This window comes from Sphingobium sp. 15-1, assembly GCF_013375535.1.
GTDB lineage: Bacteria > Pseudomonadota > Alphaproteobacteria > Sphingomonadales > Sphingomonadaceae > Sphingobium > Sphingobium aromaticivastans.
Map to the genome: position 1 here is coordinate 2990601 of NZ_JABXJG010000001.1, position 20338 is coordinate 3010938.

At 61.4% G+C, this 20338-nt stretch carries 22 protein-coding genes, 1 tRNA gene and 2 pseudogenes; 6 read left to right on the forward strand and 19 right to left on the reverse strand.

What is annotated here, in order from left to right; genetic code table 11:
- Positions 1 to 60 precede the first annotated feature (60 nt).
- The gene (locus tag HUK72_RS14275) at positions 61 to 2820 is read left to right on the forward strand and encodes a TonB-dependent receptor (RefSeq protein WP_176597316.1); all 2760 of its coding nucleotides are present in this window, start codon (positions 61 to 63) and stop codon (positions 2818 to 2820) included.
- A 321-nt stretch (positions 2821 to 3141) separates the two neighbouring features.
- Here HUK72_RS14275 and HUK72_RS14280 read toward each other — a convergent pair whose 3' ends face one another.
- The 3 genes from HUK72_RS14280 to hspQ all read right to left on the reverse strand — a co-directional run bounded on the left by HUK72_RS14280 (position 3142) and on the right by hspQ (position 6320).
- Complete coding sequence (locus HUK72_RS14280; RefSeq protein WP_218036120.1) at positions 3142 to 5079, reverse strand: OPT family oligopeptide transporter; 1938 nt, start codon at positions 5077 to 5079, stop codon at positions 3142 to 3144.
- Positions 5080 to 5200: 121 nt separating this feature from the next.
- Complete coding sequence (locus HUK72_RS14285; RefSeq protein WP_176597318.1) at positions 5201 to 5992, reverse strand: GDSL-type esterase/lipase family protein; 792 nt, start codon at positions 5990 to 5992, stop codon at positions 5201 to 5203.
- Positions 5949 to 6320 (reverse strand): heat shock protein HspQ, encoded by a 372-nt coding sequence (hspQ, locus tag HUK72_RS14290; protein WP_176597319.1) that lies wholly within the window; start codon positions 6318 to 6320, stop codon positions 5949 to 5951. The genes HUK72_RS14285 and hspQ overlap by 44 nt, the downstream gene beginning before the upstream one ends.
- A gap of 122 nt (positions 6321 to 6442) precedes the next feature.
- Here hspQ and HUK72_RS14295 point away from each other — a divergent pair.
- Together HUK72_RS14295 and HUK72_RS14300 are read left to right on the forward strand one after the other, a co-directional pair.
- A tRNA-Ser gene (locus HUK72_RS14295) sits at positions 6443 to 6532 on the forward strand.
- A gap of 152 nt (positions 6533 to 6684) precedes the next feature.
- Positions 6685 to 8031: an integrase arm-type DNA-binding domain-containing protein gene (locus HUK72_RS14300; protein WP_176597320.1), complete on the forward strand. Its 1347-nt coding sequence runs from the start codon at positions 6685 to 6687 to the stop codon at positions 8029 to 8031.
- Positions 8032 to 8033: 2 nt separating this feature from the next.
- On the opposite strand, the gene HUK72_RS14305 is transcribed toward HUK72_RS14300, so the two are convergent.
- From HUK72_RS14305 to HUK72_RS14370, 14 genes and pseudogenes are all read right to left on the reverse strand, one after another.
- A complete protein-coding gene (locus tag HUK72_RS14305) occupies positions 8034 to 8216 on the reverse strand; it encodes an AlpA family transcriptional regulator (RefSeq protein ID WP_176597321.1) in 183 nt (60 codons plus the stop codon).
- Entirely contained in the window at positions 8213 to 9892 is a 1680-nt protein-coding gene (locus HUK72_RS14310; RefSeq protein ID WP_255325726.1) for a DNA cytosine methyltransferase, read from the reverse strand. The genes HUK72_RS14305 and HUK72_RS14310 overlap by 4 nt, the downstream gene beginning before the upstream one ends.
- Before the next feature lie 100 nt (positions 9893 to 9992).
- Positions 9993 to 10148 carry a hypothetical protein gene (locus HUK72_RS27010; protein ID WP_218035978.1) on the reverse strand — a complete coding sequence of 52 codons (156 nt, stop codon included), beginning with the start codon at positions 10146 to 10148 and terminating at the stop codon, positions 9993 to 9995.
- 101 nt (positions 10149 to 10249) lie between these two features.
- Positions 10250 to 10489, reverse strand: a pseudogene (locus HUK72_RS27280) (DUF2312 domain-containing protein); the annotation flags it as partial.
- Positions 10490 to 10603: 114 nt separating this feature from the next.
- Positions 10604 to 10798 (reverse strand): annotated as a pseudogene (locus HUK72_RS27285) (DNA translocase FtsK); the annotation flags it as partial.
- A gap of 10 nt (positions 10799 to 10808) precedes the next feature.
- Positions 10809 to 10988 carry a hypothetical protein gene (locus HUK72_RS14330; RefSeq protein ID WP_176597323.1) on the reverse strand — a complete coding sequence of 60 codons (180 nt, stop codon included), beginning with the start codon at positions 10986 to 10988 and terminating at the stop codon, positions 10809 to 10811.
- Positions 10988 to 11431, reverse strand: coding sequence for a hypothetical protein (locus HUK72_RS14335; protein ID WP_176597324.1), 444 nt, complete (start codon positions 11429 to 11431; stop codon positions 10988 to 10990). The genes HUK72_RS14330 and HUK72_RS14335 overlap by 1 nt, the downstream gene beginning before the upstream one ends.
- 17 nt (positions 11432 to 11448) lie before the next feature.
- Positions 11449 to 14178 carry a toprim domain-containing protein gene (locus HUK72_RS14340; protein WP_176597325.1) on the reverse strand — a complete coding sequence of 910 codons (2730 nt, stop codon included), beginning with the start codon at positions 14176 to 14178 and terminating at the stop codon, positions 11449 to 11451.
- Positions 14179 to 14281: 103 nt separating this feature from the next.
- Positions 14282 to 14626: an ogr/Delta-like zinc finger family protein gene (locus HUK72_RS14345; protein WP_176597326.1), complete on the reverse strand. Its 345-nt coding sequence runs from the start codon at positions 14624 to 14626 to the stop codon at positions 14282 to 14284.
- Positions 14623 to 15111, reverse strand: coding sequence for a hypothetical protein (locus HUK72_RS14350; RefSeq protein WP_176597327.1), 489 nt, complete (start codon positions 15109 to 15111; stop codon positions 14623 to 14625). Before HUK72_RS14350 ends, HUK72_RS14345 begins: the two co-directional genes overlap by 4 nt.
- The gene (locus HUK72_RS14355; protein WP_176597328.1) at positions 15108 to 15326 is read right to left on the reverse strand and encodes a hypothetical protein; all 219 of its coding nucleotides are present in this window, start codon (positions 15324 to 15326) and stop codon (positions 15108 to 15110) included. The genes HUK72_RS14350 and HUK72_RS14355 overlap by 4 nt, the downstream gene beginning before the upstream one ends.
- Positions 15323 to 15520, reverse strand: coding sequence for a hypothetical protein (locus HUK72_RS14360; protein WP_176597329.1), 198 nt, complete (start codon positions 15518 to 15520; stop codon positions 15323 to 15325). Before HUK72_RS14360 ends, HUK72_RS14355 begins: the two co-directional genes overlap by 4 nt.
- Positions 15517 to 15801, reverse strand: coding sequence for a hypothetical protein (locus HUK72_RS14365; protein ID WP_176597330.1), 285 nt, complete (start codon positions 15799 to 15801; stop codon positions 15517 to 15519). The genes HUK72_RS14360 and HUK72_RS14365 overlap by 4 nt, the downstream gene beginning before the upstream one ends.
- Positions 15801 to 16169: a YdaS family helix-turn-helix protein gene (locus HUK72_RS14370; protein WP_176597864.1), complete on the reverse strand. Its 369-nt coding sequence runs from the start codon at positions 16167 to 16169 to the stop codon at positions 15801 to 15803. The genes HUK72_RS14365 and HUK72_RS14370 overlap by 1 nt, the downstream gene beginning before the upstream one ends.
- Before the next feature lie 112 nt (positions 16170 to 16281).
- Here HUK72_RS14370 and HUK72_RS14375 point away from each other — a divergent pair, with 112 nt between their 5' ends.
- The 3 genes from HUK72_RS14375 to HUK72_RS14385 are packed head-to-tail and all read left to right on the forward strand — an operon-like array spanning position 16282 to position 18912.
- Positions 16282 to 16941, forward strand: a complete 660-nt coding sequence (locus HUK72_RS14375; protein WP_218035979.1) for a S24 family peptidase — start codon at positions 16282 to 16284, stop codon at positions 16939 to 16941.
- Between the two features lie 43 nt (positions 16942 to 16984).
- On the forward strand, positions 16985 to 18175 hold the full coding sequence (locus tag HUK72_RS27645; protein ID WP_176597332.1) for an AAA family ATPase: 1191 nt from the start codon (positions 16985 to 16987) through the stop codon (positions 18173 to 18175).
- Complete coding sequence (locus tag HUK72_RS14385; protein WP_176597333.1) at positions 18172 to 18912, forward strand: HNH endonuclease; 741 nt, start codon at positions 18172 to 18174, stop codon at positions 18910 to 18912. Before HUK72_RS27645 ends, HUK72_RS14385 begins: the two co-directional genes overlap by 4 nt.
- Before the next feature lie 4 nt (positions 18913 to 18916).
- On the opposite strand, the gene HUK72_RS14390 is transcribed toward HUK72_RS14385, so the two are convergent.
- Positions 18917 to 19927, reverse strand: a complete 1011-nt coding sequence (locus tag HUK72_RS14390; RefSeq protein ID WP_176597334.1) for a contractile injection system protein, VgrG/Pvc8 family — start codon at positions 19925 to 19927, stop codon at positions 18917 to 18919.
- Complete coding sequence (locus HUK72_RS14395; RefSeq protein ID WP_255325728.1) at positions 19924 to 20328, reverse strand: phage tail protein; 405 nt, start codon at positions 20326 to 20328, stop codon at positions 19924 to 19926. Before HUK72_RS14395 ends, HUK72_RS14390 begins: the two co-directional genes overlap by 4 nt.
- Positions 20329 to 20338 lie beyond the last annotated feature (10 nt).

Here is a 20338-nt window from a genome sequence, read left to right on the forward strand (position 1 = left end):
CCGTCCCCTCTAAGCGGCTCCCGTCACCGCGCAACAGGCGCGGGAAAATGGGGGACATCCATGAACATTCATTGCACGCGGCGCGCTGGCCGCAGCCTGGCGCTGTATCTGCTGGTCATGAGCGCGGCGCCCATCGCGATCGGCACCGCCCAGGCGCAGGCGCCCGCCGTCGACGACGCGGAAGGCCAGATCGTCGTCACCGGCACCCGCCCGATCGCTGAATCCGAAGCCGCCGCGCTGGAGATCCAGAAGAATACGGACTCGTTGGTCACGGTCGCCGCGTCGGATTCCGTGGGCCGTCTGCCCGACCAGAATATCGCCCAGGCCGCCAGCCGCCTGCCCGGCATCAGCGTCGAGCGCGACCAGGGCCAGGCCCGCTACATCAACCTGCGCGGCGCGCCCAAGACCTGGACCACTCTGTCGTTCGACGGCATCAATGTGGTCAGCCCGGAAGGCCGCGACGCCCGCTTCGATTCCATCCCGTCCGCCATCGCGGGCAAGATCATCGTGTCCAAGGCGGTGACGCCCGACATGCCGGGCGAAACGGTTGCGGGCAATGTCAACGTCATCACCCGTTCGGCCTTCGACTATGACGGCTTCCATCTGGCGGGCAAGGGCGGCCTTGGCTTTGCCGAGCTTGGCGACAAGCGGGAATATGAAGGGGCGCTGGTCATGTCCAACCGCTTCCAGACCGGCATCGGTGAAATCGGCGTGCTGCTGTCGGGCAGCTATTATGAACGCAACATGGTCACCGACAATTTCGAGACCGATTATGAACGGGTGGGCGCGCAGGACAGCCGGCCCAGCAACGAGACCCGCTTCTGGGCGCATGAGGCCGAGAACAAGCTGTACCGCCTGACCCGCAAGAACTGGTCCGTCTCGGGCCGGGTCGACTGGAAGCCGGACGCGCAGAATACGGTCTCGCTGCGTTCGATCTACACCATCTTCACCGACGACGAGGCGCGCGACAATTACCGCTTCGATTTGGACGACCGCCAGAGCGACGGTTCGACCTCCTCGGCGGCCTGCACGATCACGCCGAACGCGACGCCGACCAACAGCGGCTATGCCGACGTCTGCATCGGCAACACGCCGCAGCAAGGCACGGTCTATGGCATCGACATCCGCCAGCGCTCGACCCTGCGTGCCTTCCGCCAGTCGGTCTTCACCAACACGCTGGCGGGCGACCATGAATTTGCCGACGGCTGGAAGCTGAGCTGGGTCGGCAACTACACCGAGTCGAAGGACGACCGTTCGGTCGTCGGTGAAGCGACCTGGGACAGCCCCAGCACGCGCAACCTGCGGCCGACCGTCGCCTATGATTTTTCCGACCCGAACCTGTCGCGCCTGACGCTTTACCGCACGCTGCAGCTCGCCAGCCCGACGCGTTACACCGCCGGCGCGCAGGTCACGGATGTCGACAGCTTCACCAAGCCGCTCTCCGGCTTCACCGTGCTGGATGCGGTCGACACGACCAAGGCCTATACCGGCCGCCTGGTCCTGGCCCGCGAGCTGGAGCATGCCACGCTGAAGGCGGGCATCCAATATGACCGCCGAACCAAGGTCGCTGACGAACAGCAGATCACGTTGAGCGCTGCGCAGGCCGGGACGATCATGCCCACGGACTATAACCAGTTCTCGCTCGACCAGAAATTCCTGGGCGAGATTCCGATGGGCTACACCTTCCACTATTTCGACACCGACAAGATGCGCGCCGCGTCGAAGGCGGCGCAGGCGGCCTTCGCCTTCGCGCCGAACACCGGCAATAATTATGACGTGCGCGAGGAAATCATCGCCGGCTATCTGATGGGCACCTTCCGCTACGACTGGGGTTCGGTCGTGGGCGGCGTGCGCGTCGAGCATATCAAGAATCGCGGCTCTGCGGTCGGCACCATTGCGGGCGTCAGCGGTCTCGTCACGGCGGAAGCCACGCAGACGCTGGCCTTTCCCAGTCTGCACATCAACTATAATGTCGACGACACGAAGAAGCTGCGCCTCTCCTTCAACAGCGGCGCCGCGCGCGCCGACTATGATCAGTTGCGGCCCAACGTCGTCGTCAACGACAGCAACGAGACGATCTCGGGCGGCAATCCGGCGATCAAGCCGGAGCGCGCCTATGGCATCGACGCCTATTTCGAATGGTATCTGCGTCCGCAGGGCTATTTGATGATCGGCGCCTTCTACAAGAAGATCGAGGATTTCCTCTACACCTCCTCGCGCACCTTCAACTCGGCCGCGCTGAACAGTAACGGCATCGATCGGTCGGGCTATAGGTTCAGCGGCCTCGTCAACGGCGGTTCGGGCCGCATCTACGGCCTGGAAGCGGCCGCGCAGTTGCAGCTTGAGCCATGGACGGACAGCCTGGGCCTGCCCGAATTCCTCGGCGGCTTCGGCGTGTCGGCCAATGTTACGCTTAACAATAGCAAGGTGAATCTGCCCGGCCGCACGCTCCGCCTGCCGGGCACGTCGGACTTCGTCTACAATATCGGCGGCTATTATGAGAAATACGGGCTGTCGCTGCGCCTGCAATATCAGAACCGTAGCAAGTGGCTGGATACGGTCGGTTCGCTGGCCGATGGCGGCGACACTTATTGGGACTCGGACGACGAGCTGGATTTCTCGGCGCGCTATGCGGTCACGAAGAATTTCGAGATCTATTTCGATGCGTCGAACCTGCTCAACCATCCGGGCCGCCGCTTCTCCGATCCCGGCAGCCTGCTGCGGGCGAGCGGTGTGCAGGCGCCCAACACCAGCAACCAAACGATCGAATGGGAGCGCTTTGGTCGCCGCTATACGGGCGGCATCCGGTTCAACTTCTGATCCGGCGAAAGGGAATTGAGAAGGGGGCTGCCGTGGGGCGGCCCCCTTTTTATGGGGCTTTAGGATGCGTGGGATTCGGCCGAAATTGGCTGAAAATGGTCAGTTGCGGCCATTAGGCGCACCGTGTTCCTGCGAAGGCAGGAACCCAGTTCAGGCGGAGCGATGATCACTAAGAGCAGGACTGGACTCCTGCCTTCGCAGGAGCACGGTGCGTTCTAGGAAAGAGCGCAAGTAAGCCGTCCGCTCACTCCCAATCCACCCAAGCCAAACCTGGGCAGGCCCCAATCCTTCCTTATCCTCCGATGGGGAGGATTACACAGGTCACCCCAGCGGCGCGCTAGCCCAATGCCTTAGCCTCCCGTAAAGCGCCGCAATCACGCCAAAGAAGGCGATCACCGAAAGCACCACAGCCCAGGGGTTCTCCGCCACCAAAGCCAGCGGCGCGTCGCTGTCGGTCGCCGCGACGATCCCCGCGAAGGCGACGCCGAACAGGCTTTCGCCCACGATGAAGCCGGTCGCCATCAGCACGCCCATACGCTCGGCAAATTCGGGGTGGGACTGGCGCAGCGCCCAGCGGTTGTAGACATGGCCGATCACCGCGCCGACCGGGATCAGCAGGGTCAGCGCCATCGGCAGATAAATGCCCATGCCGACGGCGAGAGGCGGCAGGCGCAGCTTGCCCGCCTTGCCCAGCAGCTCGTCGATGGCGACCACGACCACGCCGATGCCTGCGCCGAAGCCGATCAGCTTCCAGTCGAGATCGCCACCCAGCACGCCCTTGGCCAGAGCCGAGATCAGCGCGGCCTGCGGGGCGGGGAGGGCGCTCGCCTTGGCGCCGGGCGCCCCCGCAAAGCCGAAGGCGCTGTTCAGCAGGTCCAGCACTGGCGGGATCACCAGTGCGCCGAAGATCACGCCCAGCACCAGCGCGATCTGCTGTTTCCACGGCGTCGCGCCGACAAGCTGGCCGGTCTTCAGGTCCTGCAAATTGTCGTTGGAGATGGTCGCGACGCCGAAGACGATCGCGGTCGTGAACAGGGCATAGGCGATGAGCGCCTGGCTTTGCTTGGGGTCGCCGCCCGAGCCGTAGATCGCCGCGAGGATCAGCGAGGCGCCCAGCACGGCGAGGATGCCGACGCCGGAAATCGGGCTGTTCGACGCGCCGATCAGGCCCGCCATATAGCCGCAGACCGAGGCGATGACGATGCCCGCGACCAATATATAGGCCAGCGTCAGCGCAATGATCGGTACGGGGTTGAGTGCGATCGGCCCGCCCTGCGCGAACACCCAGAGCAGGATGGCGATGGGGATGAGCGAAGCGAGGATGGTGCCGCCGACGATGCCGATCGGCAGATCGCGCTCGGTGATGTCGAGCAGGCCTGCATTGCCCGCCTTGCGGACCTTGGCGGCGGCGAGGGCGGAGCGGATGCCGCTGATGATGGGGCCAAGAATCTTGAGCAGCGTCCAGATCGCCGCCACGCCGATCGTGCCCGCGCCGATGAAGCGCGCCTTCATGCGGAAGGTGGTGCCGACCAGTTCCGAAAGGTCCGCGCCCGAGGGAAGCGGGGCGGTGAGATAGGGGACGAGGCCGACCCAGCTTATCAGCAGGCCGAAGAACATGGCGACGCCCACCGACAGGCCGACCAGATGACCGACGCCGATCAGCGCCATGGAAAAGCTGGTGGAGACGCTGGATGCGCCCGCGCCGAATTTGAAGAAGGTGGCGGCTTCCTCCGCGATCAGCCTGGTCTTGGCGAGGATCGCGAAGGCGGCGGCAGCGACCGAACTGGCGATGATGGCGGCAAGGCCGCGCTTATTCTCCTCCAGCCCTTCGCGGGAGCCTGCGCCCACTTTCAGCACTTCGGCAGCGGCCACGCCCTCGGGATAGGGCAGGTCGGAGCCGGTAACGAGCGCGCGTCGAAGCGGCACCGAATACATGACGCCCAATATGCCGCCCAGCGCGATGGTGAAGGCGCTGAGCCAATAGGGGAAACCCTGCCACCAGCCGATGATCACCAGCCCCGGCAGCACGAAGATGATCGCGGACAGCGTGCCGGCGGCCGAGGCAATGGTCTGGACGATGTTGTTTTCCAGGATCGTGCCGGTCGCGAACAGCCGCAGCACCGCCATGGAAATGACGGCCGCCGGGATGGACGTGGCGAAGGTCAGGCCGATCTTCAGCCCCAGATAGACGTTCGCCGCGGTGAACAGCAAGGTGATCAGCGCGCCCAATATGACGCCGCGAAGCGTCAGCTCCGCCATCGGGGCCGCCTTGGCCGAATCACTTGTCACTGGTCTGTCCCCTTGCCTGCGGCTGTTTTATAAACGTCCGGTAATAATGTTGCTTGGGCGTGGATCAATCGGAAAGTGAGTCTGAGCGCGCTCAAGAGGGGGCGAGGGGCTTGAGATCGGCGGCTACGGCCGCGTCCAGATAGGCGTCGACCAGCCGGGTCCAGAGCGTGTAGCCGCGCGGGTTCATGTGCAGGCCGTCGGGCCGGAACAGCGACGCGTCGGGCAGGCCGTCCGGCGCCAGCAGCACGCGGCCGACATCCAGATAGTCGAAGCGCGTCACCCGCGCCCGCGCCGCCACCGTCATGTTGACCGCCGCCATTTTCGGCCAGAGCGTCCAGCGGATCGGGCTGGGTTTCAACGACAGATAGGCGATATGCGCCTTGGGATAATCGGCGCGGAGCTGCTTGAGCAGAGTCAGCACATTGTTCGCGACCTCGCCCGGCGCGGCGCCGGCGGCCAGATCATTTTCCCCGACATAGACGAGGATGGAGCGCGGCTTGGCCTTGGGCAGCAGGCGCTTGTAATAACGCAGCACATCCGGCGTGGTCGCGCCGCCGAAGCCGCGGTTGACGGTGCCGATGTCCGGGAAACTTCCGGGAATGTCCCACAGGCGGATGCTGGAGCTGCCCAGGAACAGCGTGGCGTCGGTGATGGCCGGCCCCGCCTCATTGGCCTTGGCGAAGGCCTCGATCTCCCGGGAGAAGGGGAAGGCGGGATCGGGATTGACCTTGAGCGCCGATGCTGGAAGCGCCGATGCCGGCGGCGCGGCCTGCACCAGTCCGCCCGGCGCGAGCAGCAGGGCGAGCCCGAGCAGCGCCCGGCCCCCCTTGATGCCGCCCTTAATGGCGATGGAGCGGGCGTAGCTGATATTTGCCGTTCGCATAGGTGCCGAACATGTCGGAAATGGCGGGATGGTCGACAGGTTCCTCACTGTCGTCCGCGATCAGATTCTGCTGGCTGACATAGGCTACATAGCTGCTTTCGCCATTTTCAGCGAGCAGATGGTAGAAAGGCTGATCCTTGTCCGGCCGGACCTCCTCGGGGATGGCCTGATACCATTCTTCGGTATTGGCGAAGACCGGATCGATGTCGAACACTACGCCGCGAAAGCCGAAGAGTCGGTGCTGAAGCACGTCCCCGATGCTGAAGCGGGCGTGGACGATCGGCGGGGCGGTAATATCGGGTCCGAAAATCTGAATCATGTCGTTCATATGACGCAATTTAGGATGGTTGCGGTGCGAAACAAGAAAAATGCTCGTCGCTGCTTGGCAAGGGTGAAATCATTCGCTAATGGCCGCCGCTCGACCGGGACGGCACGCGCCGGACCTTCTGCGGAGAGGTGGCAGAGTGGTCGAATGCACCGCACTCGAAATGCGGCGTGCCCGCGAGGGTACCGAGGGTTCGAATCCCTCCCTCTCCGCCACTTTTTCCTCTGCAATAGTCCAGATGAAGCCAGAAACCCCGGAAATCCGGGCATTTTCTGCGCGTCATTTGTCCGCAACGGTCCTCATTTGTTCTCATGTAGCTGATCTGCCATATGGCGTGATCCATGGTATGTGAGTCGGGGAATATGGTATGGGGGCACTGACGGACGCGAAGGTGCGCAACGCGCGCGCGATCGAGAAAGCCTACAAGTTGTCCGATGGCGAGCAGCTATATCTGCACGTCTCCACCGCCGGCGGTCGCACCTGGCGCATGAATTATCAATATGGCCGGAACGCCCAGGGCAAGCCGGTCCAAAAAACGCTGACGATCGGGAGCTATCCGGCGATATCGCTGAAGGACGCGCGCGAGGCGCGGGACGTCGCGAAGACGCTGCTTGCCAAGGGCAATGAGCCGAAGCCCATCGATCTGTTCCAGCGCGCCGCGCCGGTGGCCGACACCAGGCCGACATTCGGCGCCATCGGCCGCGAATGGCATGAATTGCAGAAGGGCGGCTGGTCCAAGGTCCATACCAAGGACGTACTCGACAATCTGGAAACGGAGGTATTCGCCCAGATCGGTCATTTGCCGGTCGAAGACATCACCGCGCCTATGGTGCTGAAGCTGTTGCAGGGCATTGCCGCGCGCGGGGCAATCGAGACGGCGCACCGGACCCGCCAGCGGATCAGCGCGATATTCGTTTATGCCTTGGCGACGGGGCGCGGCATCGCCGATCCGGCGGCAAGCCTATCGATTGCGCTGCCGAAGAAGCCCAAGGCGAAGCCGCAGCCAGCCATCACGACGCTGGACGACCTGCGCCAGCTGCTGATCAACTGCGAGGCGGAGCGGTGCCGCGCGCCGACGAAGCTGGCATTACGGCTGATCGCGTTAACGGCGGTGCGGCCGAACGAATTGCATGGCGCGCGCTGGGCGGAATTCGAAGGCCTGGACGGTAAGGAGCCGCTTTGGCGCATCCCCGCGCGCCGCATGAAGGGCGACAAGGATCGCAAGGCGGAAATCGAAGGGGATCATTTGGTGCCATTGTCGCCGCAGGCGGTGGCGGTCATCCAGGCCATGATGCCTCTGACCGGCGATTTGGACTTAGTCTTCCCAAGCGACAGGCATCGGCACAGGCCAATGAGCGAAAACACTCTGCGCGCCCTGCTTATCCGCGCCGGCTATTTCCAGCGTCACGTCCCGCACGGTTTCCGTTCGGCCTTCTCGACCATCATTAATGAACGGGTGGAGCGGCAATGGCGGGAAAGCGGCCACACCGGCGCATCGCCGGATCGCGCAATCATCGACTTGATGCTGGCGCACATTCCGCAGGGGACGTCCGAGTCTGAAGGGGCATATAATCGTGCCGCCTATATGGCGAGGCGGCGGGAACTGGCCTGCGAATGGGCCGATATTCTGCTGGCCGATATGTGGCCGCCCCAAGTCCACATTGGTCAGCCGATCCGATGGGCAGCGACCGGGCCTGGTCGGCCCGGTCGATAGGGTCAGGCTGCCTGGCTGATCCAGGCATCCACCTCGCTTTCGATCCATCGGGAACATTTCGCGCCCAGCTTGCGCGGGGCGGGAAACTGTTCGCGGCCGATCAGCGCATAGATATGCGATCGAGACAGTGCGGTGCGGGCGACGACGTCGTTGATCCGCAAGAAGCGTTCGGGTTGAGGCGTCATGCGGCGATCCTTTCTTCCGCAATCTGATCATCGTTGGCGGCATTAGCGCGGGCGAGCGCTTCGGACATGACCGGCGATACGCTGTTGCCGCACATCCGAACCTGCGCCGTTTTGGTCAGAGGCTTGCCGTTGAATTCCAAATCAATGATGTAATCAGCGGGGAAGCCTTGGGCGAGGAACAATTCGCGCGGCGACAGCATTCGCATGCCGATGTCCGCGATGACATATTCCTCCCCGGCGATCGTCACCGTCACCAAGCCGAAGCGCGCCTTCGCCGTGACCGCATGCAGCGGATCGGTCAGGTCTTGGCCGTGCTGGGCTGCGCCGTAGTATTTGACGAGGAAGGCACGGACCTCGCCATAATGCAGGCCGCCGGCCATGACGGTTTCTATAGGTGCATTGAGGGGCTTGCCCGCCTGGTTGTTCTGGAGCTTCACGAGATGGCTGGTGACGATGTTCTGCTGTGTGCCGCGTCCCGTGATGGTGCTGACCGGCGTTCGTGTGTCGTGGCCGGCATGCAGGCCGCCGCGCGGCATGTTGTTGTGCTGGGCCATGAACGCGGTGACTAGGTATTGATGCGCGCCGCCGGCTGTTACTGTGTGGGTCGGCTCATTCGTGGCCGTGTGCGGCTTGCCGCTGTTGCGCATCGTCATAATGTGCGGAGCGACCAGCGCGATTTCGCCTCGATGCGCAATGTCAGGATGGGGCAGCGGGGCGAAATAGGGCGCGACGACTGCGAACTCTCCGCCCTTGGCCGTCGTGATCGTCCGAAGCGGTTCATCGCCAGCGTAGGCGCGACCGGCGCCCCACTGGCCATTGCAGACGGGCACTATGAAGGGATGAGGCGCATTGATGACATAGCGCATGATGCCGGCGGCGATCCGGCGACAGGTCGCATCCTTCAGCGAGCGCTTGCGATCAAAGATCGACGGACAGGCAATCGACCAGTCGATGATTTCCGCAGCGGTGCGCCATGGCAGCAATCGGCCGCCATCGACAGCCGGAGTTCCGGGCTTGCCGTGCGTCGGCTTCGGCCAGCTGATGGGCTGACCGTCGCATCGCGCGATCAGGAACAGGCGCTTGCGGGACGTGGGCGCCCCGAAGTCGCAAGCGCGCAACTCCCTCCATTGGACGCGGTAGCCAGCGCGGCGCAGCTTCGCTACCCACTGGTCGAAGGTCTTGCCCTTGGCCTTCGGGCAGGGTCGCCCATCCTCCCCCAGCGGCCCCCACGTGCGGAATTCCTCGACATTTTCGAGCATGATAATGGCGGGACGAAGCATCGGGCCAAGTCGGTCGATCCAGTGATGAACGACCCACGCTAGATCCCGGATATTCTTCTCGACGGGCTTCCCGCCCTTGGCCTTGCTGAAGTGCTTGCAATCGGGAGAAAACCACGCGAGCCGAACTGGACGCGGGCGACCTTCGAAGGTGACGGCTTCCAACGGGTCCACGGCCCAAACGCTCTGGCAATGATGCCGGGTCGTTGGGTGATTGGCAGAGTGCATCGCCACGGCTTCAGGATCATGGTTGATTGCGACATCGACCCGCCGCATCAACGCGCGCTCGATGCCGGTTGAAGCGCCGCCGCCGCCGGCGAAATTGTCGACAATGATGCCGTCATTCCAGTCGCGGCTCGCGATCGAGGCTTCGAGATTAAGGAGCTGGCTTGTTTTCAACGGCTTTCTCCCTTGGCGCTCGCGAGGGCGCCGGCGATGATGAAGGGGATCGCCAGCAGGGCGGCGATGATGAAAAGGGCGCGGATCAGGCCTTTGGCGATCATGATTGGTCCCCGGTGATGCGCGCCGCGATGGCGCTGGCTGTGGCGGATTTGGTGGCGAGATAGCTGCGCGCTTCGAGGCAGTTGGCGGACCAGGCGCGGATTTGCCCCGTCGCCCATGTGTAGCTGATCGCTTCGCGCAGGGGCTTCGGCACCTGAAACCAGTGAGGCCGGCACATTAGGATGCCGCGACGGACCGGGGTGTCACACCCCGGCGCATCGCACGTCCGCATCGGACGCTGTTTGCGGGCCGCCATTATTCGATGCCCAGCGCGTTCTTGTAGGTGTCGACGATCGACTCATGCTCAAGCCGGAAGTGGCGCTCCATCTTCCGAATTTTGACGATGTCCCGCATGGCCTTGACGTCATAGCCATTGGCCTTGGCCTCCAGATAGACGTCCTTGATGTCGTCCGCGATGCCCTTCTTTTCCTCTTCCAGGCGCTCGATGCGCTCTATGAAAAGGCGTAGCTGGTTGGCGGCGGCGTTGCCTTCGGAAGCGGGCTTTTCCGCGACGACAGCCGGCGCGGCGGCATTTTCGCCTGCGCAATCGACATCGTCGTTATCCGCCTCGACATCGAATGGCAGAGCGTCGGCGGAGACAAGAACGGTGCGGGCGCCGACATGGTTGGGCGCGGAGACGATGCCGCCCCTCTCCATGCGCTCTACCAGCTGCGCCGCGACATTGTAGCCGACGCGCAATTGACGCTGGAGCCAACTCGTGGACGCCTTCTGATCGCCAATGACTAGCGTTGCGGCTTGGCGATAAAGATCAGAAGCGGCGGTGTTTTCAGCGGTGTTGGACATGGGATTTCCTTCAGTTCGTGATGGTTGCCGCGATCAGCGGGCCGAAGATGGCGAGGATGATGCCGGCGACGATCGCGCCGGCGGCGAAGAGGGCGCGGGTGCGCAGGGAGGCTTCAGCGAAGCGTTCGGCCAGCGGGCGACAGCGGTCGCACCGGCACGTCGCGGCATGGATGACGTCAGGGCGCCGCATCAGGCGATGACCTTTTTGCGTTCCAGCTGCTCGCAGCGGGTGCAAAGATCGGGATCGGTTTCCGACCAGGTGGCATCATTGCCGTTGGTGTCGTATTGCGTCGTCCACTGGTCCCACCCGCAGGCCAGGCACAGGCGGGGGTGCTGTTCGGGCGGCGTGTCGCAAAGCTGGCGATAGACGTCGAGGTTGAAGTTATAGGCCCGCGACATATCCGCGCCGAAGAAATGGCGCTGCATCCGATAGCCCACGGTTTCGAGTTCGCGGATATTCCGCTCGACGTCGGCCTGGTGTTCGGGGCGGTGCCAATAGGGACGGGCCGCCTGTTCGATCGTCATGCCGGCGGCGGCGCGGCGCATTTTGACATATTCCCAGGGCATGACGACGGGGCGGGCCGCCGGTTCGGTTTCGCCCAGCATGGCGAGCAGAGAGGGAGCGTTACGCATGGATCGTCCTTTCGCTGTCAGGAGTGCTTGGCGACCGCGCGCGACGGGTCATGGAAGACCCAGCAGCGGACGGCGCCGATGTTGTCGTTGATGGAATTGACCGTCGCCTGCTCGATGAAGCGGCGGGATTTCGAGGTTTTGAGGGCGCGGATCAGTTCGGAATGGGTGGGCAGCTGAAGCCGCTTTTCGGCGCAGCGGGCCTCCATTTCGTTCAAGCGGACAGCGATCAGCCCCTCTTCCCACCGGCGATGGTGGTTGATCTTGCCGGTGGATGCGCCCTTGGTTTCGTTCTCTTCCAGGTAGTCGAACCGTTCCCAGAAGAGGCTTACGATCGGGTCTTCGCTGTTGACGGCCAGCTGGCGGTCGCTTGCCATCTGGACGATGAAGCGGGCTGTCTCGGCCTGCTGACTATCGCTGATGGGGACGATGGTGCGGATCGCGTCGAGGAAGGCGAGCAGCTGACCATGCGTCTTGGCGAGGCGGTTGGTGCGGATCGCGGGCATCGCCAGCAATTCGGTTTCATATTGCGCGAAGGCCTGGGCAAAGCGGTTGAGGATTTCCTGCTCGCGCCGGACGGCATGAAGGATGAAGCCGGAAATCTTTTCGACCGGCCATTGCTCAAGCCGCTCCGCCGCGATCTTCGTTTCCGGCGTGAAATGGGCCATGTCGAAGCCCAGCGACATGATGCGTTCCAGCACCGCGCGGCTCGCATTGACCGGCTCGTTCTGCTCGATCACGATGGAACCGCGGAATGGCGGGTCGAAGGTTTCCATGCCGCCATTGCGGACGCCACGCGACCGGACGGTGCGGCCGTTATAGGCGGTCTTCAGTTCTTCCCATTCGAATTTGCGCGAATGACTTGCTTCCTCGCGCCGGTCGCCTTCGATCAGCACGACCGGCAGATTGCCGACCTTGCCCAGATGGCGAGCGATAGCCGCTGGCGTCGATTTGGCAGGGTCGAAACCTTCATGCCCTTCGCGAGCGAGCAGCTTCCACAGGAATTCGACCAGCGTGGACTTGCCGGTGCCGGGGAGGCCATACATTTCTAGGAAGGGGAAGCTCTTCATGTTGAGCGGCGCGAAGCGCACCTGTTCAGCGAACAGCGAGCCGAAAAAATAGGTCAGGCAGACGATGCCTTTCGCGCCATAGGCGGTCCACAGATCGGCAAGCCAGCTGGTGTCCAGCTGGTCGGCGTCATAATCGATATCCAACAGCCGTTCGGACGTCCCCAGCTTTAGGGCCTGCTTTCCGATCTGGAAAAATTCATTGTCGTTCGGCTTGTAAACTCGCCCGCTCGAAACCGCATATTGACCGAAGACATAGGCCTTCGCGTCGCGGCAATAGCCGGTGAAGCCAAGCGGGCGCACGTCGGGCAGGTCGGGCGTCTGCTGTTGCAGGATGCGGGTCAGCTGGTGGGCGCTGCCGGTCCAGACGCCACCGAAGGCGAACAGGCGGTCTTCGAAATTCGAGGCCTTGCGCAGCTGGGCGGCGGTGAAATCGCCCTTCACAGAGGGGCGCTTGCCGCTGGGGAAGGATATGTTGAGGAAGAAGCGGGTTTCGTCGGTGGCGTCGTCGCGCTGGCGATACAGGACGCGGAACGCGCAATTGGCGATTTCCTCGACCATCAGCGCCTCGCGCGAGGCCTGCATGCGGATTTCCGCCTCTACGCTGGCGTCGATGTCCTTTAGTTCGCGGGTGCGGCTCTTGCGATATTCGTCAATCTTCTCCTGCACCACGGCGACGTCGATCGCGCACCAATAGGTCCGGTTGCCGAAGGTGAAATGAAAGCTGGTCCAGCGGTGCTTTTCCCAGATCAGGAAAGCCTTTTCCTGGGCGTCCTTCGCCAGCAGTACCTTGCCGAACCACAGATATTCTGCGCGATGGTCGGCGGTCAGCCGGTCGAGGCCCAGCAAGTCGTTCCAATCCAGCACCTTGCCGGTTTCGTCTTCGCCGCAGGGCTGGGCGGCGCTTGCCTGCCATCCCTGCTCTTTCGCGAGCTTCACATGCTGGCGGCTCGCGCTGGTGCCAGCGCCGCCGGCGTCATAGGCAAAAACCAACCTGGGCGAGCGCAGGGGCTTGTCCGACGTCGCGATATGCGCCCGAAGCTGTTTCAGGAACTCTTCAGGATAGTTGTTGCACGACATGGCGGAGACGGCGCGCTGGCCGGCCTGCTCAAGCGCCCAGGCGTTGAAGATGCCTTCGGCAATCCAGATGCTTTCCGCATCGGCCATGTCCTCGATCGAGACGTCAGGCCTTTGCCATGCCTGCCCCTTGTAGGATTTGCCGTAGGCGAAGTTCGCCTTCTTCTCGAACCGACCAGGCTGGTCGATCAGCCGTTCCCACCAACTGCCACCGGGGAGCGGAAAGCGGACGGTGGCGGAGCCGATGCCGCGCTTCTGATCCTGAAACCATTCCTGGGTATAGGCCTCGCGCATTCCCATCAGGTTCAGCTTGCGGGCGTCGGTCAGATAGGCGTCGGCCGCCGCGTGGGGGTTCTCGCGGGTCTTCTGATAGCGGTTCGACCAGGTGTCGAAGATTTCGGGATAACGGTCGCGGACCGTCTCTTCCCAGCCGCATTTTTCCTGCCGATTGCACTTCAGCATCCAAGGGCTGTCGGCGTTCGTATAGACCTCAAAGGCGCCGCAGTCGGGGCACTTGCCACGGCGCAGCCATGAGCCTTTGTCGGTCTTCCACTGGAAATCGGCTTTGAGCCTGGGCAGCAGTTCGCGGCGAATGTCGTCACGCATGGACATGGCGAGAATGGGACTTTCGAAGGCAAAGGAAGGGCGTTCCCGGCGGCGGGGGCGCCGGGTGGCTTGGGTGGCGATCGAGGCGGGGCGACCCGCTAGATCAGCTGGTTATGGCATCGGCGGCGGGTTCGCTGGGCGGCCCGCCATCATCATTGGCGGCGCGGTCGTTGTCCGCGTGACGCCATTGGGTCATCGGCAGCGCGGCCAGCGGTTGCGGCATCCGGCTAGGCACGGTCGCCCGCAGCGTCGCCATGCCGACGACGAACTGGCAACCGCATCGCTCGACGTTCCGGCAATGATAATAGACCTCGCGATAGAGCAGCGTGGCCTTGCCAGTTGTCGATCGGGCAAAGGCCCGTTCACCGCAGCCGGGGCATTGCACCGACGGCATGCGGGGCGCGCCCCCGCCATTATTGAGTTTCGGCCGCTGGCCATCGATCATCATGCTTCCCCCGCTGCTCGCTGACCGGCTCCATTGCCGTTCACGAATGACTTCAGCCGACCAAGAAGGCGGGTCGCGGCGCTGGCGACGTCCTCGGTTTCGGCAATGGCGCGATGAATGGCCGTGTCTGACACACCCGGCTGCATCACAGGGATGCTGCTGCCGATGGCGTCGGCCGTTTCTTTCGATAGATCCGTGATCGCCTGGGCGAGCGCCGCGCGACAGGCCAGTGACTGGCCCAGCGTGACGTCCAACTGGCGGGCATAGCTTTGCAGGATCGGCGGGAAATCGCCGCCGGCCTCCATATAGGCGCGATCGAGGGCGATGGCCTGGTCAAGCGTTGGCGTCCCCTTGCGGTCGCTTTCGCTCCAATGGCGAACGGTGCGCTTGGCGCGCCGCGTGAGCGTCGCGGCCTTGTCCCAGCCAATGAGGGCGACCGCCGTCGTGATGGCGAGGGAAAAGGACAGAGGCGCGCGGACCTTGGTCATGCCAAGCCTGCCTTCCGTATTTCGGCCATCGAACGATCGGTGGTGTCGCAATAGGCATCCAGCAGCGTATGCGCCTGGTCACGCGCTAGGTTCATGGCAGAAGCATTGCGCATGTGCGCATAGGCAGCGAACTCAGCCAGCTTCGCGTCCAAAAGGGATTTCTGCGCCGTCGCCGTGTGGGAAAGGTCTGCGATCAGCTTCATATCCATGTTCATGCCCCCGGCCTCCCCAGGGCGCACATGGCGAAGATCGTCGCGCTGCTCATGACGAGAAAGGCGGCGAGGCTATACCAGCGCGGCAATTGCGGAGCGGGTGTCGGTTCGTCCCGATGGGCGGTCAATTCTTCCGCCACGGTCAAGGTGTGCCGCGCGACAAATTGTCCGCGCAGCCGATATTGGGGGCGGCTCATGCTGCCACCGCCACGGTGCCCGCATGGCGCCCAGCTGCAATGGCAATATGGCCGGAATTGGTGAGTTCGACGGGCTGGCCCTTGCGGACGTTGCCAAGGCGATATTGGGCGGTGATGGCGCGGAACAGGTCGCGGCGGGTGCAGCGCAGCTTCGTTTCCAAATCGCTGGCGCTCACCGGATGGCCAGCGTCGAACAACGCATTGAGCAGGCCGATCTCCAAATGTTCGGCATGCGAGAAAGACTTGCCGCATTTGCGCGCGGGCATGGTGATGACGGGCATCAATGGATGTCCTTTCGTTGCAATTTGACGACCCGATCGCAAGGGACGGGAGCAGCCAGAGCCGGTATGATGCCCCCACATTCTTCGCCGGGGCCGATGCCTTCGGTGGGCAGAGAAAGGGGATAGATGTCGGGGCGAAGAAGATTCCGCGAAACGCCAGTGTCCGCCTCAACGGCAAGCACATGCTCAGGCGGCAGGCGCTTTGACGTCTGGAGCCATTTCCAGACTGTGGGCTGCGCCTTCTTGCAGATGCGGCCCATAGCGGACTGACCGCCAGCTAAATCAACAGCAAGTTGGAGAGCCTGGAACGGGGTAAGGGTGACGCTACCTACCGGCGCGATCCGGCGTTGGACTGCTAACGCAAGCATTTGAGATAGGGTAAGTTTGTTGCTCATAGAGCCATCTATAGACGCATCTATAGACTCGTCAATAGGCAAATCTAACTTTCGGTCTATAGACGAATCTATAGGGTGGCGCGCCATGGATTTTGGCGGGCGCATCCGATCACGGCTTGAAACTTTAGGCATGTCGCAAGCGGAACTGGCGCGGCGCGTGGGCATCAAGCAACCCAGCATCAATCATCTGATCAAGAACGGCGCCCAGGGATCGAAGCACATCCACCAAATCGCCCAGGCGCTGCAAACCACGCCGGCTTATCTGAGCGGCGAAACCGATGATCCCGCCGAAGGCTATGTGGCCCTTCCTTCGACCGACGTCATCGCTGGTGAATTGGGTTTGGTTCCAGTCCGCGAAATCGATCTGCGCTATGGCATGGGTGCAACCGAATTGGAGGTTCCGGTCACGACGACCGTCCGCCATTTTTCGCGCGAGTGGATCAAGATTTATACCGGTGCGTCGCCGGATCATCTGTATTTCGCGCAGGGCATCGGGGATTCGATGGCGCCGACCATCCTCGACAGTGATTTGCTGCTGATCGACGCGTCCGAACAAACGCTGCATCTGGCGGACAAAATCTGGGCCTGCGCCTATGGCAACAGCGGAATGGTCAAGCGCCTGCGCCAGATGGCGGATGGCTCGATCAAGATCATGAGCGATAACCAGAATGTGCGCGACGAAATCGCCTACGACAACGAACTCCACGTTCTCGGCCGTATCGTTGCGATAGTCAGGAAAACGTAATTAGCCGTTTACGGCAAATCCAACTGCCAGAGCCGAGGATGACGTGGAACCCATACGGATCAAAACGCTTCAACTTAATTCTATTGGGCCGTTTTCCCTATTACAAATCGACTTCGACCTTCAGTCCGGTATCAATTTAATCTGCGGTGACAACGGGATCGGAAAGTCAACAATTCTCGAAGCCATCGCTTCAACTATTTCCCAGATTCCCAATCGTCTTAAAAAGAAGGCCAATAGCGAAAGCGGGCGGGCTGCCGTTCAAGTCTGGAACGGCGAATCGACAAGAGAATATGAAATCGCTGTCAATGCTTTCGCGCCAGATCAAAGTGACAACCAGTATAACCCCTCCTCTGAGTCTCGCGGGATTATTTATATCCGCGCCAGTCGAGATTTCACATATCAGCGTCGCGAGACAATTGACCGGGATCCGACGCTCAGCGAGTACGAACAGGGGGTCCGATTATCAAGCGGTTTGGACTCGAGTGAAATTAAAAGATGGTTCTTGAATAGATACGTTCTGTCCAGCCACTCTGAAGATGCTGGCTGGATGGATTACATGACGAGAAACCTTGATCTTGCAAAATCATTTTTTTCGATATTGGACGAGCAATTTCATTTCGAAGGAGTAAATGCGAGGACCTTCGAAATCATGGTTCGAACTCCTACGGGGATACTTCCATTTGAGTATTTATCATCTGGTTTCAAGTCGACCTACACTCTTCTTCTTGGGTGTCTGAAGGAGATTGAATATCGGAACTTGGCAGTTGCGGCAGATGATTTCGGCGGCGTCATAATGATCGATGAGATTGAATTGCATCTCCATCCGACCTGGCAACAAAAGATCGGTTCAATCTTAAAACGTGCTTTTCCGAATGCACAAGTTATTGCGACTACACATAGTCCTCACGTAATCCAGTCAGCGTCCACTTCTGAAGTAATAGCATTGGGTAGGTCGGCTGATGACGATGTTTTTGTGCGACGAGGCGAACCAAGCAGGTTCGGTTATAGCGGATGGTCATTGGAAGAAATCTTAGAGGACGTCATGGGTGTTGCAGACACCAAGAGTGTTGCCTATCGCTCAGTCCTGAAGCAGTTCGATGAGGCGGTTGACCGTCAAGACTTTGACAGCATGCAGGAAGCCAAGGTTCTTCTCAAGGAAATGCTGCATCCTAGCAGCCACATTAGGAAAATCATCGAACTTGCATCCGCACCAGTGCAGGATCGTGCTGAATGATTCGTCTTAAACGGGCTCCCGTTCCCTCAAAACTGGATGCTTCAAAAATTTCGGAACTCACCGATCAGTTCAAAGCAGACGGCAGCTCTGTTTGGAACAAGAGTTTTATTAAAAAGCCTTTGCTTGCATCTTCATCTGGAAAATGTGCATTTTGCGAAGCGAAGATCGATGAAGAATCGAAGTACATGGAAGTTGAACATTTCCGTTGCAAGAAACATCATCCTAATCTTGTCGTCATCTGGGACAACCTTCTCCCTTCTTGCAAGCGTTGCAATGGAGAAAAGGGCGAACACAACGTGGTAACTGACGGCATGATTGTTGACCCCTATGTCGATAATCCCAACAAGCATCTTTATCTGAGGAATTTCCGACTATACGAAAAGGATGATATTGGAAAGGAAACCATTCGCGCGGTTTATCTAAATGACTCGGACCGGGTTGTAAGATTGAGATTTGAGATTGGAACAGAGGTTTGCGAAGCACTTTGCACAATTAAAGAGGATGTGGACAAAATATTGGCAGGGGATACTTCGCTAAAAACTCAAAAGAAGGTTGTTCGTGCCGTTCACAAGCTTCTGAACGAGGCTCAGCCGTCAGAACAATATAGCGCAACTGTGGCAACGGTCCTTCTCGCTGACCCGAATTACATGTCAATACGAAGCTATCTCGAAGGATCGGGCATTTGGTCTCAATTTCAAGAATTAGAAGACAAAGCGAAAAAAAATGCTCTGTTTTAATTGATCAAGGGGCCGTCTCCATCTTCAAATCGGTGCCATAGCCGCCACTGTTATCAAGCATGTGCGTGACTTCCGCGATCAGCCAGGTCGTCGCGTCGATTTCATCCTTGAAGCCTGATGCTTTCACCCGCGTTTCGGGGAAGGCGTCGGGCCGGCCTAGCGCAAGTTTCATGTCGAACGTCGCCGGCGCGCGCTTGATCCGGTCGCGCTCCGCAATGGCGGCGCGCTTCGCGGATGCTTCGTCGGGATAGACCTTCCGCAGCTTCTTCGCGCCGTCTTCCTTGCCCACGGTGAAGCTTTTGCGCTTCGCCCCCTTCTTGTCGTGCCAGCTGGCCGTCACGCCCTCCTGCCCGTCCCGCTTCTGGCGCGACCAGGTGTGGCCATCGCCATCGCGGCGGGTGATGGTAAGGGTCGGCAAAGCCTTGCCGCTGGTGGTCGTCCCGGCGCCCTTGCGCGCAAAGATCAGATGCTTGTTCTTGATGGTAGCGACCGCGTCATTCTCGCGGCCGAGACGCTTGAGGAAGGCGATATCGCTTTCCCGGTTCTGGGTGATGGACGGCAGCGCGATCGAGGACAGGTCGGCCGCGACCTTCAGGGTCAGGCCGTTCCGGCCCGCGATATCCTTCAGCACGGCGCCCAACGTCGTATTCTTCCAGCTCTGTTCGCGACGGTTGCGGATCGCGCTGGTGAAATCGGCGGCGCGGGCGCGTATCCTGATCTGATCGGGTGGCCCGCTATGGGTGACGTCATCCACCTTGAAGCTGCCCTTCTCGACCAGGCCGGGGGTGACGTCGCGCCCCTGTTTCCAGCCCAGATGGACCTGCAAGGTAGCCCCTTCCTTCGGGATCGCAAGCATGCCGTCGCTGTCGTCCAGCACGATATCCAGCTGGTCGGCTTCGTCGCCGCGCTTTTCGGACAGGGTGAGCGACACCAGGCGCGGGCGCATCCTGTCGGTCAAATCCTTGCCGTCGAGCGTCACGCGCCAGTCGGGAATGTTGACGATCCGGTCGGTCATGCCGAAGCCTGCGCCGTCGCCGGGTCGTCCACGCGCCACAGGTCGATGCCGAAATCGATCCGCAGGGCGCGGCCATCGGCCATCAGCACGGCATGGCGTTCGTCCAGCGACCGGATGATGAAATTGCCGAAGACGGTTCCATCGCCGCCCACCAGCGGCAGGGCTTCGCCGGCGTTGCCCATCTCGCGCAGGGTGTCGAGCGAAACGCGGCCATCGCTGATTTCGGCATAGGTGGAACCGGAAAGGCTGACGGTTTCCTCTCCCACGCCAAGGAACTGCGCTGCGTCGCGGGTGCCGACGCGGCTCGCCATGGCAAAGCGCCAATCCGTCTTCCGCTGAAGTTCGTCATAGGCCAGCGTCGGGATCTGAAAAAGGAACATGCCAAGGGCCATCAGGTGCATATTTCAGTCC